At 40.8% G+C, this 15,843-nt stretch carries 12 protein-coding genes; 1 reads left to right on the plus strand and 11 read right to left on the minus strand.

Annotated elements, in window-relative coordinates:
• A complete protein-coding gene (locus ACUJFK_RS13110; protein ID WP_445425145.1) occupies positions 1 to 2,568 on the plus strand; it encodes a motility associated factor glycosyltransferase family protein in 2,568 nt (855 codons plus the stop codon).
• A gap of 36 nt (positions 2,569 to 2,604) precedes the next feature.
• Here the strand turns inward: ACUJFK_RS13110 and ACUJFK_RS13115 are convergent, their stop codons facing one another.
• The 11 genes from ACUJFK_RS13115 to ACUJFK_RS13165 form a co-directional block, all read right to left on the minus strand.
• Complete coding sequence (locus ACUJFK_RS13115; protein ID WP_445425146.1) at positions 2,605 to 5,436, minus strand: motility associated factor glycosyltransferase family protein; 2,832 nt, start codon at positions 5,434 to 5,436, stop codon at positions 2,605 to 2,607.
• A 13-nt stretch (positions 5,437 to 5,449) separates the two neighbouring features.
• Entirely contained in the window at positions 5,450 to 5,755 is a 306-nt protein-coding gene (locus ACUJFK_RS13120) for a hypothetical protein (protein WP_226751809.1), read from the minus strand.
• Positions 5,755 to 6,192, minus strand: coding sequence for a flagellar export chaperone FliS (fliS, locus tag ACUJFK_RS13125; protein WP_445425147.1), 438 nt, complete (start codon positions 6,190 to 6,192; stop codon positions 5,755 to 5,757). Before fliS ends, ACUJFK_RS13120 begins: the two co-directional genes overlap by 1 nt.
• Positions 6,193 to 6,201: 9 nt before the next feature.
• Positions 6,202 to 7,662 (minus strand): flagellar filament capping protein FliD, encoded by a 1,461-nt coding sequence (gene fliD / locus ACUJFK_RS13130; protein WP_445425148.1) that lies wholly within the window; start codon positions 7,660 to 7,662, stop codon positions 6,202 to 6,204.
• Positions 7,663 to 7,701: 39 nt separating this feature from the next.
• Entirely contained in the window at positions 7,702 to 8,085 is a 384-nt protein-coding gene (locus ACUJFK_RS13135; RefSeq protein ID WP_306019849.1) for a flagellar protein FlaG, read from the minus strand.
• 65 nt (positions 8,086 to 8,150) lie between these two features.
• Positions 8,151 to 8,981 carry a flagellin N-terminal helical domain-containing protein gene (locus ACUJFK_RS13140; protein WP_306019850.1) on the minus strand — a complete coding sequence of 277 codons (831 nt, stop codon included), beginning with the start codon at positions 8,979 to 8,981 and terminating at the stop codon, positions 8,151 to 8,153.
• Between the two features lie 282 nt (positions 8,982 to 9,263).
• Positions 9,264 to 10,103, minus strand: a complete 840-nt coding sequence (locus tag ACUJFK_RS13145; RefSeq protein WP_226751804.1) for a flagellin N-terminal helical domain-containing protein — start codon at positions 10,101 to 10,103, stop codon at positions 9,264 to 9,266.
• Between the two features lie 173 nt (positions 10,104 to 10,276).
• The gene (gene flgL, locus ACUJFK_RS13150; RefSeq protein WP_445425149.1) at positions 10,277 to 11,497 is read right to left on the minus strand and encodes a flagellar hook-associated protein FlgL; all 1,221 of its coding nucleotides are present in this window, start codon (positions 11,495 to 11,497) and stop codon (positions 10,277 to 10,279) included.
• 3 nt (positions 11,498 to 11,500) lie between these two features.
• A complete protein-coding gene (flgK, locus tag ACUJFK_RS13155; protein WP_445425150.1) occupies positions 11,501 to 13,564 on the minus strand; it encodes a flagellar hook-associated protein FlgK in 2,064 nt (687 codons plus the stop codon).
• A gap of 33 nt (positions 13,565 to 13,597) precedes the next feature.
• Complete coding sequence (flgJ, locus tag ACUJFK_RS13160; protein WP_306178060.1) at positions 13,598 to 14,743, minus strand: flagellar assembly peptidoglycan hydrolase FlgJ; 1,146 nt, start codon at positions 14,741 to 14,743, stop codon at positions 13,598 to 13,600.
• Positions 14,744 to 15,838 carry a flagellar basal body P-ring protein FlgI gene (locus tag ACUJFK_RS13165; RefSeq protein ID WP_445425151.1) on the minus strand — a complete coding sequence of 365 codons (1,095 nt, stop codon included), beginning with the start codon at positions 15,836 to 15,838 and terminating at the stop codon, positions 14,744 to 14,746.
• Positions 15,839 to 15,843: the final 5 nt, after the last annotated feature.

The raw sequence follows: 15,843 nt of genomic DNA on the forward strand, positions 1-15,843 counted from the left end.
ATGTTTGAATCAATTAACTATCATGTCGACTTAGACACTGAATGCCAAGCAGAAGCCGAAGCCGCCGCAGCTGTAGCGATAGTTCAGCGAAGCACAAAAAACATACGGGCAATCACTCGGCAAATTCCATCGTTAGCTGAGATAATAAAGCAAAAACCCCAACGATATGAAATAGTTGCAAACGGAAACAAGACTCTGAACTTGTGCTTAAAAACAGCTGGCGCAATGCTTTACGGGCAAAACCCTGAAGCCGAAGCAGCCAATGCTGTAGCACAGTTTTTAGATAGCAAATTACTGCCTCAGTCCAACTTAGTGTTAGTGATTATTGGTATTGGATTAGGCTATCACCTGCTGCCATTGTTGCAAAAAACGCTGCCAAGATTTGTCATTTTCTACGAACCAGAACCTGATATTTTAGTGTTATCGTTACAGAGTGCTCCCTGGTTTGAATTATTAACATTTTGCCAAGCACAGGGTATTCAACTTTTTGTGCAACTGGGAACATCAGCAAAAAGCGTTAAAGCTGATTTAGATGAGCTGAAACAAGCATACTCTGATGCAGGACCTGTGTATTATTTTGAACATTTGCATTACCCACATTTAGCTTCAGAGTTATATCAGCAAGAACACAGTGACAATTCTAAGTATTGTGCGCTAACACCACAGTTTTTAGCCAGTGCCATCTCCCAGGTTAACCCTAGGACCATTTCACTATCATTAAGCCATAATGAACAAGAATGTTTTAGAAAAAACCTTGCATGGCTTGCCAAAAATCAATCTTCGCTTTATCAAAAATTGCACTCATATCAATGGCAAAACTGGCAACTTGTAATATGGCAGCAGCATTATGCAATGCAAGATAAATGTGGAAAAGTCTTCTCAGTCAGTGCAAACAAAGCGCATCGAGGCACAATAAAACAGTCCTCATTAACACAAGATCCGGTTGTGTTTGACTTTAGCTTACCGGAAAAATTACTTAACACTGCGTTTGCAACGTTATTTAAAAACGTTAAACAATTACAATTGACCATACAAACTGCGTCTGAGCAGAATGCTCACTTTGTTACTGAGCGGATTTTACTGGGTAGTGCTGACTATGAAGCCTGTGGCAAAGCACTAGAAAATTCAGAGTATCTTTTGGTTCTAGAGCCAGATACAGACTTTCTTTACGCGTCACTTTTTACTGTAGCCTGGTACCAATTTAAAGGAGACTTGTATTTTTGCCAGCAGACTGCAGAGGTTGAGCAACGCATTACAGCTCAGTATCAAAGTGGACAACTCCAGCTAACAGATATCTTTATCGATCAACCATATTATGAAAAAACGCTATTCTCTGCTTATCACCTGTTATTAGAAATAGTGCAGTCTTGTAATGGTAAAAGCCATTATTTTGAAAAACAGTTTGCCAGTTTAAACCATTATTACCAAAATATATCCAACGCCACTTACCTAACAAATAAACAAGTTTCAGAACAAGCCCCTATATTCATCGTCGGTAATGGTCCCAGTTTAGACCTACATATTGATTATGTGGTAAAGCATCGAAAAAATCTTATTTTGATTAGCTGTGGTACGGCATTAATAACCCTACATCGTAATGGCCTTACACCCGATTATCACATGGAATTAGAGCGTGGTGCTGACACGCTATTTTATCTAAATAAACTACCCGCTTCGTATCTTAAACATCTGACCTTAATCGGTCCAGCTGATATACACCCAGCAATACTGGCGGTTTTTCAAAAAAATCTCTTAGTATCGGTTGAAAACACAGATGTACATCAGGAGTTTACATCGAATTTCACTCATTTTAGCTTGCTGCAATTAAACTATTCTTACTATACCGTAACCAACTTTGCTGTTGATTTGTTTTTAAGTATAGGAGTTCAAAAACTCTATTTAATAGGCGTCGATTTCGGTTTTAAAAATCAAAATTCTCATCATGCACGAGATTCTGTTTATTTTCAGCAAGACGGTTCTCAACTATATGATTATGAACAAACACATGGTTCTGCTTACGTTATTAACGCAAATTTTGGAGGAGAATGTTTAACTATTTCCAGCTTTGATATGGCGAGAAAATTAATGGGAGAACGTATTGCATTATCACCTGCTCAGCAGGTGTTTAATTGTAATGACGGAGCAGCAATCACTTCAAGCATCCCACTTCGCATACCTAACATTACTTGCACATTGTCAACCACAAATGCTTTCAAACAAGATTTTTTAACATTATTCGTAGAGGCTAATCTTACGACTAAATTTGAAGAACTGACTCAACAATTTAAGGAAAAGGGACAATATTGTGTGAAACAGCTTCTGAGTTGTTTAGATGAAAATATAAATGCGGCGCCTATATATATTGCCTCACTGCAACGCCAAATTCTCAATTCAACAATATCGAATAAAATAGATCACAGTTATACACTCTTTGATGGTTCGCTACGTTATTTTGAAATGGTCAGTAGCAGGTTTTATCGATGCCAAGCTGAAGCACGAACTAACTTAGCTCTTTGTCAGTTTTGGCGCACTTATCTGCAACATTGTTTATTTCGCTTGAGTTTGTAGGGTTATTAACCTAAAAGTTAGGTATTTCGATAAAACTCAACCCTGGGTATTTTTAGAAATAGATGACTCTTTATTAAACAAGAAACTTACATCCACAGTACAGTGTTTAAATGGCGCGTTAGTAAAGTCAACATTGGCTTGCAGTAAGTACTCTCGCCAGATTTCTAACACGTTATTAAACACTTTTAGTTCTTCGAGCTGTTCAAGCGGTTCATTGCTAACTGGCAAGATGCGAGTCATAACACTCAACATATAAATAACACTACCACAAAGTAAATAAAAACCCAGTTTGTTATCAGAATAATAAGCCTCAATAAAAGTTTGCCATTGAGTATCAATAAGCTTTTTCGCGTCCTGGTAATTGTCCACATCAACCAAAAGCATAAGCATTTCATCAACCACGCCTGACAAACCACTATGCTGCATCAAATCAGCAAATACTGCAGTGTGAGATTGTAATTCAGCCGAGTAAAAACACGATGTAAATAGTTCTTCAAAGTTCTTTAAAGCTGCTGACTGTTCTAACGACACTAATATATTTTGGGGTCTTAATGGCATTGCTCCTTGGATATAAGCACCATCACTGCAATTATAAATAGCCGTATTTTTATTTAAGTTAGCAATCGTCATTTCTAAAATGCTGCGAGAAAAATCAAATTCAGCTTTTGTTTGCACACAATCTCTAAAATTGCCTTTAATTTGTATACCTGCATTAAAAATTTTATCTGCATCCATCACGCCAGCACCATCATTATGATAATAAGCTGAGTGTTTAGAGTGATGTTGCTCAACGCTCAAATACCCTAAATCGATGCCAAAAAGATAGAGATGTCTAAAACCTAGGCTGGTAAAAAAATCAACTGAAAAGTTCGACACTGTAGGGTAAGCATGACTTAAAGCGCTAATATGTATACCTTGCTGCTCTAAATACGATCTGAAAAAATTGGTAGAAGACTCACCGTCTTTATACGCCAAATACACAGCCTTAAATAAACCCGCTGTGTCTGGATGAATCCCATTAACTGACAACAGCGCAATTTTCTTAAGCCACTGAGGATCATCTACTTGGCTGATCCAATTAAAAGTGGCTCTATTCTGTTCAATTTCAGCATGAAAATCAGGGGTAATTCCTAATCGATATAATGAACGTAAAGCAGTACCACAGCTTACAACAATAATCTTTTCACGATGTTCCTTTATGTAAGTATAACTTTCATCAAGGCTTGGCCCGTTTCCTACAATAAATATGGGGATATCTTGTAAGTTTTCCATACCTAATTTTTGTCGTTGCTGCTTTAAAAAATAATGACCACTTTTCATACTATGAAAAGTATGAGCCAAACTAAAGCGCACATGATCAAAGGTCTCCCCCATCGCCACTATAATTTTCAATTGGGAGTAGAGTTTCTCCAAAGCATTTCGCATACCTGGAGTAAGAAACGCTGGAAAAATTTGACTCTTGGCAATACCGTAAGCGCCGGTTTGATAGTATTGGCCCATGATATCTTGGAAATATTCTTCACCAGAGCCACCAATATTAAAATAAATCCGCTGTTTAGACTCTGCAATTTTTGTAAAAAGTGTAGCCCAATCTGTCACGAATAAACTTGCATAGAAAAAATCAAGATTCGGTTCAAATACAAACAGATTTTTGACTTCACGTTTAGATAGCAATATATCAATATGCAGCCCTAACCCAACACCCAAAACGATTAAATTATCAACATCCGTATTCTCATCAAATACACGAGGTTTTAAATTTTTAAATACGGGCTGTAACTTTTTAACCGCTTTGAAATGAACGTAGTTACTCATTTTTTCCAAGCCGCCTTGATTAAGAATGACTTGGTTGTCTAATGGACTTTGCAAAAAACGTTCAACCATATGTGCTGATTGCTCAGTCACATCGTCATAAAATAACCCTTTTCGAGTATCACACCAGAGATTAAACTGCCCCTGTATGTCAACTACCCGCCAATCTTTGGGTATATAATCAACAAACACATGATATAAAATCGGATAATATTGCTTTAAGGCGACTAAATTCTTTTCGAATAGAGCAGTTTTAGGAGCATCTTTATATTGTAGATTAGCCAGAATTCCCGAGAAACGCTCCGAGATATAAACGTGATCATCAACATAACCAAGGAATTGTGGTCTTTGACGTAACAATTTCTCTGGTTGACCACTAAAAGCAATCAAATAATTAAATATTTCATCTGAAACGGGATGCGCTAAATGTCGATATAAGTAGCATTTATCGAGATTAGGAAGTAACTGCTGCAACTCTTGTAAATCAGCGGTTATCGTCGCACCGCTGTTACCTAGTTGAAGTGAAATCTGCGTATTTAAAGCTGCGGCAGTCTCATAAATCATTGCCCAATCAGTGGTATGCAATGAAGTGATAAACAAGTCCATGTCGGCTTCATAAATGACTAAAACACTGGGTCTTACTTGCTTAATTAATGGTAAAAGATGCAAACCCAAACCAATACCAAAACTTAAGATAACTGCATTTTTAGACACAGCTGAATGAGACTGGGGCTGCAACGAAGAGGTTAAACTAACAATTGGAGCCGTTTGACAAAAACTGGCCACCTCATCCTTAATCTCTGCTTCTGGATTTTGACTATATAAAACACGACCGCTGGCAATTTCAACAATATTAAGCTGCTGATTTTTAGTTGAAAAAACACAATATCGTTGAGCAGAATATGCATTAATTTTACTATGAATGTCATTATTGAAGTGTTTAAAAAACAGTAAGTTTTTTTGCAGTTCACGATTAAGTTTAATTGCTGCTTGTTGATCATTAATAAATTGAAGATCGGCATCTTCATCAAGAAAATCGCTCATCAAATTTAACATGCAAAAAACTCAGTTAGGTATTCTGGCGGTAATTATGGCTGGCTTTTCGACCTGTGTGAAGTTCTTTCAAATTTGTAACAACTTTGGTGTGTTCTGACAGAATATGTTGTCTTGTTTTATCAAACCAATGATTTAACGTCTGTAACTGCTCTACCGCCAGAGGGTCAGACTTAGCTGCAACAGCTAAGTCTGCAATAGTGCTGTCTAAATTTGAAAGCAAACAACTGATTTCTTGCGGGTCAAAATGTTCAGCAGACAATAATGCTTCTATCTCTGAGACAATGAGATCAATATTGACCGGCGGCAGCTGACTTAACATCAGATCCCTACAACCATTTGTTGGTCTCGCTGTGCTTGCAAACTATAGCCCTTTTCGCGGTCAGCCACTGAAATTTGATCCCAAGCTGATTTAATCGTCACCATTAAAGAAATGACATCGTCAATTTTCTCAATATCAAGGTCTCTACTAGCAATCGTTAAATGATTTAGCATGAAATCATACAATGAAAACAAATTATCTGATAACTCTCCACCCGCATCCATATCAAGTGAACCTTGAAGAGAACTAATAATCGCAATTGCCTTGGCAAGCGTTTGTGCTTTACCTGAAAAATCCTTTCGCTCAATAGCCCCTTTGGCTTTTGCCATATTTTCTAAAGCACCTTGCATCAATAATTGAATTACACGATGCGGATCAGCCACAGCTAAATCATCTTTTACACCAACTGACCTGTAAGCTTTAATACCATAACTCATAGTGACTCCTTAGCTCGAACTATTCGATGAAAACTTAGGAAGGCTAGACAATGCAGCAGTCACACTCGCCTGCTGGCGTTGCATTTGACCTAAAAGAGAGTCTAGTGCAGCGTAACGTTTCCTAAGTGAATCTTCATAACTAGCTATGTATCGGCTGGCGGCTTCAGAAGCTTTAGTATTTTCTTTTAATTGTGACTGCAAAGTATCCTGACGATTAGATAAAATACCACCCGTTTTGGTGTATTCACTTAACAAGGAGTCAAGTTGACTCACTAAACCTGCTTCACCGCCAAATAGCTTTGCTATTTCATCATATTTTTGGTCTAGCGCATTATCAAACCGATTTTTCCCCGTCTCGGCATTAAATTCAGTACTGGTCGAAATTTCTAAATTACCATCTTTATTAAGAGTAATACCCAAGGCATATAAGCTATTTAAACCCTGAGAACTATCAGGAACAGTCGAACCTAAAATACCACGCAGCTGGTTTAATACGTTTCTGGGTAAGGAGTCTCCCGCAAGGGCACCGCTTTCAAGCGTAATAGAGCCATCGGCACCTAAAATACGATTACGTGTCAAATCACTGACTTGAGCAACAAGTGCATTGAAACTGCTAATAAAGCTATTAATGTTTGTTTCAGCTGCCGTTTTATCAGTAGCAATATCAAGCTTTGCATTATTGCCGGTTGGCGTAACATTTTTGACTGTTAAGGAAATATCCTGCACAACATCTGTAAATACATTGCTGCTACTATTAAAAACGGTACCATCTACCTCGATTTGTGCATCTCTAGCGGCAGAGGTTAAATTCAGCCCCGCCACAGCACCACTGGGTATAGTAGATAAGGCATCAAGCTCAGCGTTGTCATTACTAATAACCAGGTCATTATTTGTTCCTGTAATATTAGAATTTAATACGAGTTTTGCGCCGGTAGTACCGCCAACATTCAAAATATTAGCGTTAACACCAAAATTCTCCGCTGAATCATTAATTTTTAAACGAAGTTCGTTTAAAGTCATTCCAGCTGTCACTTCTACAGTAAAAGATTTGCCGTCTGCCGTTAAAGTAAGATTACCCGCCGTATTAGATATAACCGCACTGGCATCGGCAAAAGAACCGTCAGTCGTTTCCAAACGACTCCCTTTGGCTAACTGATTCACTTTAATTTCGAAGCTTGAAGCCGCAGCGGTGTTTTTTGCCGTTGCCTCAATAAACGTTTTGTCCGCTTCTGGCTGAGTAATACTAACTGTTCTGGCTTTTAAACTGTCACTTGTAAGTTTTTTTGCCGCATCCAAGAAACCCGATAAAGCGGATTTGAGCTGACCAACACCAGAAAGTGAAGCGTTAAGCGTAGAAGTTGTTTTTTCAATTCGTGAAAACTTGGTTTGGCGCTCGGCGTTTACGAAACTTGACACTAATTCGTCAAGCGGTAAACCTGAAGCTGCACCCAAAAAGTTTATTGATGACATAAACGCCCCCTATGCTTTAACGTTTTCACTCTGATGATACTATACCTGCTTATCAACCAATACACCCAATGACTGTCCCATTTCTTCCTGAAGTTTTTTTATGTCCTGAGCAACCTTTATCAACTCCTCAGAAGGAATTTGTCTGATTAGCTGGTCATTACTTCTGTCCATAACCTTGATTATAGATCTACCTGAAGCTTCATCCACCATAAAACTCAATGAACGCTGTTCAAATATTGCTGCTTTGTTCACAATACTAAGTGCATTTTCAACCTCTGCAGCACTTGGGAGAACTGCATTAACTTTAGCTTCTACAGCAGTTTCTTGCTTAGCCAAAGGCCTAAGCTGCTCGGCATTAGCAGCTTTACTACTAAAATCGGTTTTGTTAGTAATGGATACTGCAGCATTTGTGACTGTATTCATAATATCACCTCAACTGATAAGGCTAGATGAAGGCGCTTGCCTTCATCTGAGCACTTAAGACGTTATTATCCTAATAACGACAACGCGGCTTGTGGACGCTGATTCGCCTGAGCAAGCACGGTTTGGCTTGTTTGCTGCAGAATCTGAGCCCGAGTCAATTCCGCTGTTTCTTTGGCGAAATCGGTATCACGGATCCGTGCACGCGCACCTGACACGTTTTCAGAAACGTTAGTTAAGTTACGAATCGTTGCTTGGAAACGGTTTTGAACCGCACCTAAGTCTGCTCGTTTGCCATCTACTGCAGCTATCGCTTTATCAATGGCAATGATTGCACTACCCGCGTTAGCAGAGTTTGCAACCGTGGTCGCAGCAATCGATAACCCTGCCGCACCCCAACCACCTGTCCGGTTTAAACTTACCGAAATGTATTCATTAGTAGTGCCTTTAGCACCAACTAAAAAGTTAAACGAACCGCCGCCGCTTAACAAAATACGGTCACCAAAACGTGTAGTACTGGCAATACGGCTGATTTCTACTTTTAGTGCTGACACTTCTTTTTGCAGTGCAGCTCTATCGGCAGTGGCATTAATACCATTTTGAGATTGAACAGCCAGTGTACGCATCCGTTGCAATGAAGTAGTAATCTCTTCCATCGCACCTTCAGCAACTTGCGCTAAAGAGATACCATCGTTGGCATTTCGAGCACCTTGATCCAAACCATTAATCTGGCTGGTCAATCGGTTAGAAATCTGCAAACCAGCCGCATCATCAGAAGCACTGTTAATCCGGAAACCAGAAGATAAACGCTTAAACGCGGTATCCAAGGCGCCGCCTGAGTTCATCAACTGACGCTGAGCATTCAGCGATGAGGTGTTAGTATTGACAAATAAAGCCATGAGTCACTCCTTAGTCATCGGCATATATCGCCTTTGACTGTAGTTTAAAGTACGGATAATCCGTTTAGCTGAGCCAAGCTGCAACTTGGCTTAACTTTGTATCGGCGGGCTTTAAATTTACTTTAGGTTTTTTTTAAATTATTTATAAGAATAATACTGCGGCGTTTAGGAAGGATAAAGCCGCCATATGGCGGCTTTATAATAAGCGAGTCACTCCACTGAAGCTTTCCGGCAAGAAGCAAGATTACTGCAATAATCTCGATGCTTCAGCGCGTTACGCTATTAACCTTGTAGTAAACTTAGAGCGCCCTGTGGCCGCTGATTGGCCTGAGCTAAAACCGTTTGGCTAGTTTGCTGTAAAATCTGTGCCCGAGTTAATTCTGCCGTTTCTTTCGCGAAATCCGTATCACGGATCCGAGCACGAGCACCCGACACGTTTTCAGAAACATTCGTTAAGTTACGAATTGTTGCTTGAAACCGGTTTTGCACAGCACCTAAGTCAGCGCGTTTTCCATCCACAGCCGCTATTGCTAAATCTACTGCAGCAATTGCCGATCCCGCATTAGCTGATGTAGCAACCGTGGCGGTATTAACACCTAAACCAACTGAACCCCAACCACTCGTTCTAGACAAACTTACAGAAATATATTCGTTTGTGGTTCCTTTAGCGCCAACTAAAAAGTTGAATGCTTTATTTCCTGTACCATCGAGTAGTAATTGATCACCGAACCGAGTTGTGGCAGCAATCCGACTAATTTCAACTTTCAGTGCTGAAATTTCTTTTTGTAAAGCACCGCGGTCAGCTGTTGCATTGATACCGTTTTGCGATTGAATCGCTAAAGTTCTAATGCGTTGCAGTGAATTTGTAATTTCATCCATTGCGCCTTCAGCAACCTGGGCTAATGAGATACCATCATTAGCATTTCGTGATGCTTGATCCAAGCCATTAATCTGACTAGTTAAACGGTTAGAAATCTGTAAGCCAGCCGCATCATCCGCTGCGCTGTTAATCCGGAAACCTGAAGATAAACGTTTAAATGCAGTATCTAAAGCGTTGCCTGAAGATTGCATCTGACGCTGTGCGTTCAGTGATGAAGTATTGGTGTTTACGAATAAAGCCATGATGTATTCCTCGCTTTTTAACTGTTTAAGGCAATTTGAACTGCGTATTGCCTGTTTCTTGCCGTGTTAAATATGTATCGGCGCAGTGCGAGGAAACTTTAGAATTTTTTTGAGGATTTTAAATCAATATTAATCAATGACTTTAGAGCAGGCATTGCTGCCTGCTCTGGTTTTTAGCGAATATAATCAAATAACGTTGTGGCATTAACTTTAGAAAAAGTCTGTGATGCCGCTTGTAACGCCACTTCTTGGCGTTTAATTTCAGTAAGCGCTGCGGCAAGATCCACTTCAGAGATATCTGCCTTATACTGCTGGTTATTAATTAATAAATCCTCGTTGGTATTAAACACACTGTCGACCACATTTAATCGGCCACCTAGATTAGCTAAAACACTATCAACGTTATTCGCGGTAACCGTGGTTTGCTGCAGAATGTCAGCGAGTCCAGTATTGAGTTCCGCATCCGTTGCTATTGGATTACTTAAAATCTCTATATACTTTTGTAGTGTATTTAGAATATTAGTTTGTTGAGGACTAGAAAGTTCAAAATCTACTTGGGCTGGTAGGGTTGTTGCCGTATCAAATGTAAATTTCGCACCATTAAATACAATAGCTGAACCTGGGGTATATACACCAGTAACAGCCGGGCTTAATGGGCTGCCATTACGTAAAAATTGATAGTTACCCGTGGCATCAATATCCAGCTGATACTGATTGTTTGCTGCGGTAAGATTATCAAAATTACTTAAATAAAAACTATCAAACGCAGTTTGATCTACAACATCTATAGATGCTCCAGTTGGGGCACTAGTGACTTGTGGTTTAAAACGTTCAAATACGCTATCAAATATAGCTTTACCACTATCATTACTTGGCAAGGTGATTGACTGTGAAACTTGCAAATTACGCGTACCATCATCTCCCTTGAATTGATATTTACCATCAGACGTGAATTCATAAGCAGCCGTCTTATCTTGATAGCCAGCAAAAATAAAACTGCCCTCTGAACTACGCGTGTTCATTAAATCAAATAACTCGGTTTGAATATTTTTTAATTCAAACGCGATGGCTTTACGTTGTTCAATTGTGTAGGTTCCATTACCACTGGCTTGCGCCAGCGTAGAAACACGATCGTAAGATTCTCTCATGCTGGTAAGCACCGTTTCTTGCAGTGCTAAGTTGTTTTTCAACAAAATACTGTTGGTTTGAAATTGTTCAATCTGCGCTTTACTTTGATCCAGGCTTAACACCTTAGCCGCGCCTGCTGGATCGTCGGCGGGAGACAGAATACGTGTTTGTTTGCTCAACTGCGTTTCTGCTTTTGACATACGTTGCTGTGCGTTAAGAATGCCATTCAAGCTTTGTGTAAACTGCATATTAAAAGTTAAACGCATGACTTACCTCACTGACTGTAACAAAGTGTCAAAAATTTCTTGCGAAGTGGCTATAATTTTAGCCGCTGCCGCATAGCTTTGCTGAAAACGAATTAAATCGGCTGCTTCTTCATCTAAATTTACACCGGATAATGACTCATACCAAAGGGTTGTTTGCTCTAAAATAGCAGTATTGGCTTCATCGGCAGTGCGTGCTTGGCGTGTACGTTCACCAATGTTGCCCACCATGATCCCATAACTTTGGTTAAAACTGTACAAATTCACCGCACTACTTTGTTCATCCGGGCTGCGCCGCACCAAAGATTCATTTTGTAAAGCTGACATGGCTAAACCATTACGGTTATCATTGTAGCCGTTGGTATTAAAATCTAAAGTAAAGATATCACCGGGTTTGGGAATGCCCGTAAGACTAAAGTCAAACCCTAGTTGCTCTTTTAGATTTGGTACTGAAGTACTGTTCTCAAACATATTGTTGAAATTATTTGTAGTAAACCGGCTTTCACCAATAACGCCTGTATTATCTGCAATCTCAAATATATGCTCACCAGCAACACTATTAAACCCTTGATACGTTACAGTATAAGGCCCATCCCGAAGGCCATTGCTCAAAAAAGCAGAGTCTGCTGGATTGGTATTGAAAACCGTCACGCCTTCAACTCGACCATTTCCTAAGTTACTGATAAGGTACTCGCCACGTATTGGTCCAGAAAGTGCTACATCTTCTGCCCTTGATGTTGCCATTTGGAGTTCACGCGCCGCAGAACTTAATGGTTTTAAGATAAATTCATCACCTGCAACACCACTAATAGTTAACTTTAAACCAAATAAATCACCATTAGCATCATCTGCGGTAAAGGGGGTTACTGAGGGAAAACCCGTAGCACTGGTTAAAGTTTTCACTTTCGTTAGATCAGGTTGGCCATTGCTGTCTAGATAAGGCTGTCCCATCTCATCTAACGCCGTTACAGTGGCGGTAGTAGCGTCAACTATCTTAACAAGGAAATTATTCGGGGGCAGTTGGTTGGCTTTGCCGGGTTCAATTTCTACAATAACACTACTGTTAGCGCTATTGCTTTTAAACGCTAAACCTTTTGAGCTTGGTAAAGTAAATAAATTCTGGCCAATTGTGCCGTTAAGAGTTAAACCCAATTTATTCTGCTGGTTCATACTGTCGGCCAGTGTTAACCCTAATTGGCCAAGTTGTTGTTGCGTTGGGTTTAAAACCTGCAACCGATAATCCGTCAATGCGCCCATTTTACCGCCAATGCCTTGGGCACTCAGTGCCACTTTTGCATCAGCATTTTCACGTAAGGTGAGCAAGATTTCACGATCATTAGGATCGGGGTCACCTCGCATGGAAAGTAAATTAAACTGACCACGTTCAACCACGAGCGACTGCCCCGTACCCATAAACACCAGTTTTTCACCTGATTTAGCATCCACTGTTTGAATATCGACAAATTCGGCTAACTTTAAAATAGCCGCGTCACGCTTATCAAGTAAATCTAGAGGAACCGGTCTACCGGCACTAGAACCATAATTGACAATTTCAACATTATAAGCCGCAATCTGACTCACAAAGTCATTTACGTCTTTTACATACACATCTAGTTGCTGATTTAAGAATTGTTCTTGATCTGAAAGAAGCGTGGACATATTGCTAAACTGATCAATAAGCGATTGACTGGTACCCAACACTAACTGTCGATTTGATAACTGGGTGGGGTCATTGTTAGCTGTTTGAATTTGTTGAAACAAATTATTCATGCCCGTTGATATACTGTTGGCGGCATTAGAAAACAACGCATCAACTCGACTCGCTTCCGATAAATACTGTGAGCTATAAGCGGCACTGGTCGTGTCCCGTCGTAGTTGCTTCTGACTAAACTCACTTACTAACCTTTCAGTCGTGCCTTGACCAACACCTAAGCCAAATTGCTGCGACACAAATTCCGTGCGTTGCCGCACATAGCCAGGCGTATTGATATTGGCAATATTGTTACCGGTGGTATTTAGCAAGGTGTTGCTGGATAATACCGCTGTTCTACCAATGTTAAGTAAGCTCATTCATCGCTCCACGCACCCGATCACGGGTATAGGCTATTCTTCGGCTGTTGTTTGAAAATCTTGAGCGTTATTTAATTCTGCTCTGACTTGCTCAAAGGCTGTACTTTTAAATACCGCCATAATTTTTTGGGCATAATTAGGATCGGTGGCATACCCTGCTGCTTGTAATTCACTAAAGTAGGCTGCGGGTTCAGGCGCTGCAGCCACCGCTTGCTGATAGCGCAGGCTATTAGCAATAAAACCCGCATAATCTTGTAAGCTATGTTCGGCAGAATCATACGCCCGGAACTTGGCTTGCTCTTTTCGTGCCACACCTTGTCGGTATTCCAGCGTATCAACAACGGCGGTCTCACCTTGCCAATTACGACTGGCTTTAATACCAAATAAATTATAACTATTGTCACCACTGGCGGTTTTAATAACGCGTTTACCCCAACCTGTTTCAAGTGCGGCTTGGGCAATTAGCGCTAACGGATCTAACCCTAAAGCACCGGCAGCTTTGCGTGCTGCGGGCAGTAAGCTACGAATAAACTCCACCGGTGAATCATTTCGAAACGCTGACGCGCCTATTACGGCTTGTGGCTCAACATTGCTGGTATTGCTACTACCAGCAATTGCCGCGGCTTGAGCTTGTTCTTGCTTTTGTGCACGCTGTTGTTGCAGTTTGTCTAATAATGGGCTCAGTTGTGATAATTCGCGCCGCCCCGGCTGAGCCATTTCCACTTGCGCTAACTGCTGCATAGATTGGGCTTTTAATAACCCCAGCTCTGGTGCATCTTTAAACAGTTGCACTTGTGGCATATTTAACTCATCAGCACGCGTATCACCAGGTAAACGCAACGCGGAAGCTGAGTGTTTATGCTGGCTGACGGCTTGTGGGTCTAACTGCTGTACTAACAAATCGGCTAAACCCAAGGCACCTTTTTGCGCTAAATCAGATGCCATCTGGTTATCATGCATATCACGATAAAACTCTGTAGTTTGGCTATTCATTAAGCCTTCTGCTTCAAACGCCTTATTCGCTTGGCGCATACTTTTTAGCAGCATATTAAAAAAGATCCCTTCAAACTGCTCAGCCGCTTGGCGCAGCGCACCTTTGCTATCATCTTTAGCCGCACTGCGAATTTGCTGCAGGCTGCTTAAATCATGATAAGAATGTTGCAGTTTACCCGTATCCATTTAGATCACCACCAACTCACCATGAATGGCGCCAGCCTCTTTTAATGCTTCTAAAATGGCCATTAAATCACCTGGCGCCGCGCCAACTGCATTCACTGTGCGCACCAAATCATCAAGTGTGACACCAGGGTCAAATTTAAACATTCTGGAGTTTTCTGGGTTCACATCAATAATGCTGTTTTGTACCACGGCCGTTTCACCACCGGCTAACGTATTAGGTTGAACCACCTGTGGGTTTTCAGCGATGGTAACCGTTAGACCGCCATGAGTGACAGCAGCAGGAAACAAACGCACATCTTTACCAATGACGATGGTGCCAGTGCGAGAATTGATAATAATTTTGGCAGATTGATCTGCAGGTTGAAAGGTCAAGTTTTCTAATACCGACAAGTAACTTACGCGCTGGCTAATATCTCGCGGCGCTCTAACCTGTACCGAAGAGGCATCTAATGAAAAGGCAGTTTCTGGGCCCATAAAACCATTAATCACTTCAGCCAATCTTTTTGCAGTAGTAAAGTCTGGGCGCTTTAAGTTAAACGTAATAAAATCGCCTTTAGCAAAAGGAGACTCTACTTCACGCTCTACTACAGCACCGTTTGGAATGCGGCCCACGGTGGGTGTGTTCACTAAAATACGCGAACCATCTAAACCTTCAGCACCTAAGCCACTGACAATTAAACTGCCCTGCGCTACTGCGTAAACATTGCCATCTAAGCCGGTTAAAAAGGTTTGTAATAAAGTACCGCCACGCAAACTTTTCGCGCTACCTACGGATGATACCGTAATATCAATAGTTTGCCCGGGCTTGGCAAACGCCGGTAACTCGGCATGAATGGCCACTGCTGCCACATTTTTTATTTGTGTGCGCGAACCCGCTGGTAGGTTAATCCCAAAATTAGCCAGCATGGTGCGGAAGCTTTGTTCGGTAAAAGGGCTTTGCTCGCCAGTACCGGGTAAGCCGACCACCAACCCATAACCAACCAATTGGTTACTACGCACCCCTTCAATATCGGTGACATCTTTAATACGCGCAGCCTGAACAAGATTGCTACAAACTAGCGTAGATAATAAGCCGAGCATGATCAGAAACCGCATATACT

This window comes from Alishewanella sp. HL-SH06 (assembly GCF_052656265.1).

Bases quoted from the DNA above. Each gene is read 5' to 3' on its own strand.
- ACUJFK_RS13110 (WP_445425145.1), top strand. From the start codon at position 1: ATGTTTGAATCAATTAACTATCATGTCGACTTAGACACTGAATGCCAA.
- ACUJFK_RS13115 (WP_445425146.1), bottom strand. From the start codon at position 5,436: ATGTTAAATTTGATGAGCGATTTTCTTGATGAAGATGCCGATCTTCAA.
- ACUJFK_RS13120 (WP_226751809.1), bottom strand. From the start codon at position 5,755: ATGTTAAGTCAGCTGCCGCCGGTCAATATTGATCTCATTGTCTCAGAG.
- fliS (WP_445425147.1), bottom strand. From the start codon at position 6,192: ATGAGTTATGGTATTAAAGCTTACAGGTCAGTTGGTGTAAAAGATGAT.
- fliD (WP_445425148.1), bottom strand. From the start codon at position 7,662: ATGTCATCAATAAACTTTTTGGGTGCAGCTTCAGGTTTACCGCTTGAC.
- ACUJFK_RS13135 (WP_306019849.1), bottom strand. From the start codon at position 8,085: ATGAATACAGTCACAAATGCTGCAGTATCCATTACTAACAAAACCGAT.
- ACUJFK_RS13140 (WP_306019850.1), bottom strand. From the start codon at position 8,981: ATGGCTTTATTTGTCAATACTAACACCTCATCGCTGAATGCTCAGCGT.
- ACUJFK_RS13145 (WP_226751804.1), bottom strand. From the start codon at position 10,103: ATGGCTTTATTCGTAAACACCAATACTTCATCACTGAACGCACAGCGT.
- flgL (WP_445425149.1), bottom strand. From the start codon at position 11,497: ATGCGTTTAACTTTTAATATGCAGTTTACACAAAGCTTGAATGGCATT.
- flgK (WP_445425150.1), bottom strand. From the start codon at position 13,564: ATGAGCTTACTTAACATTGGTAGAACAGCGGTATTATCCAGCAACACC.
- flgJ (WP_306178060.1), bottom strand. From the start codon at position 14,743: ATGGATACGGGTAAACTGCAACATTCTTATCATGATTTAAGCAGCCTG.
- ACUJFK_RS13165 (WP_445425151.1), bottom strand. From the start codon at position 15,838: ATGCGGTTTCTGATCATGCTCGGCTTATTATCTACGCTAGTTTGTAGC.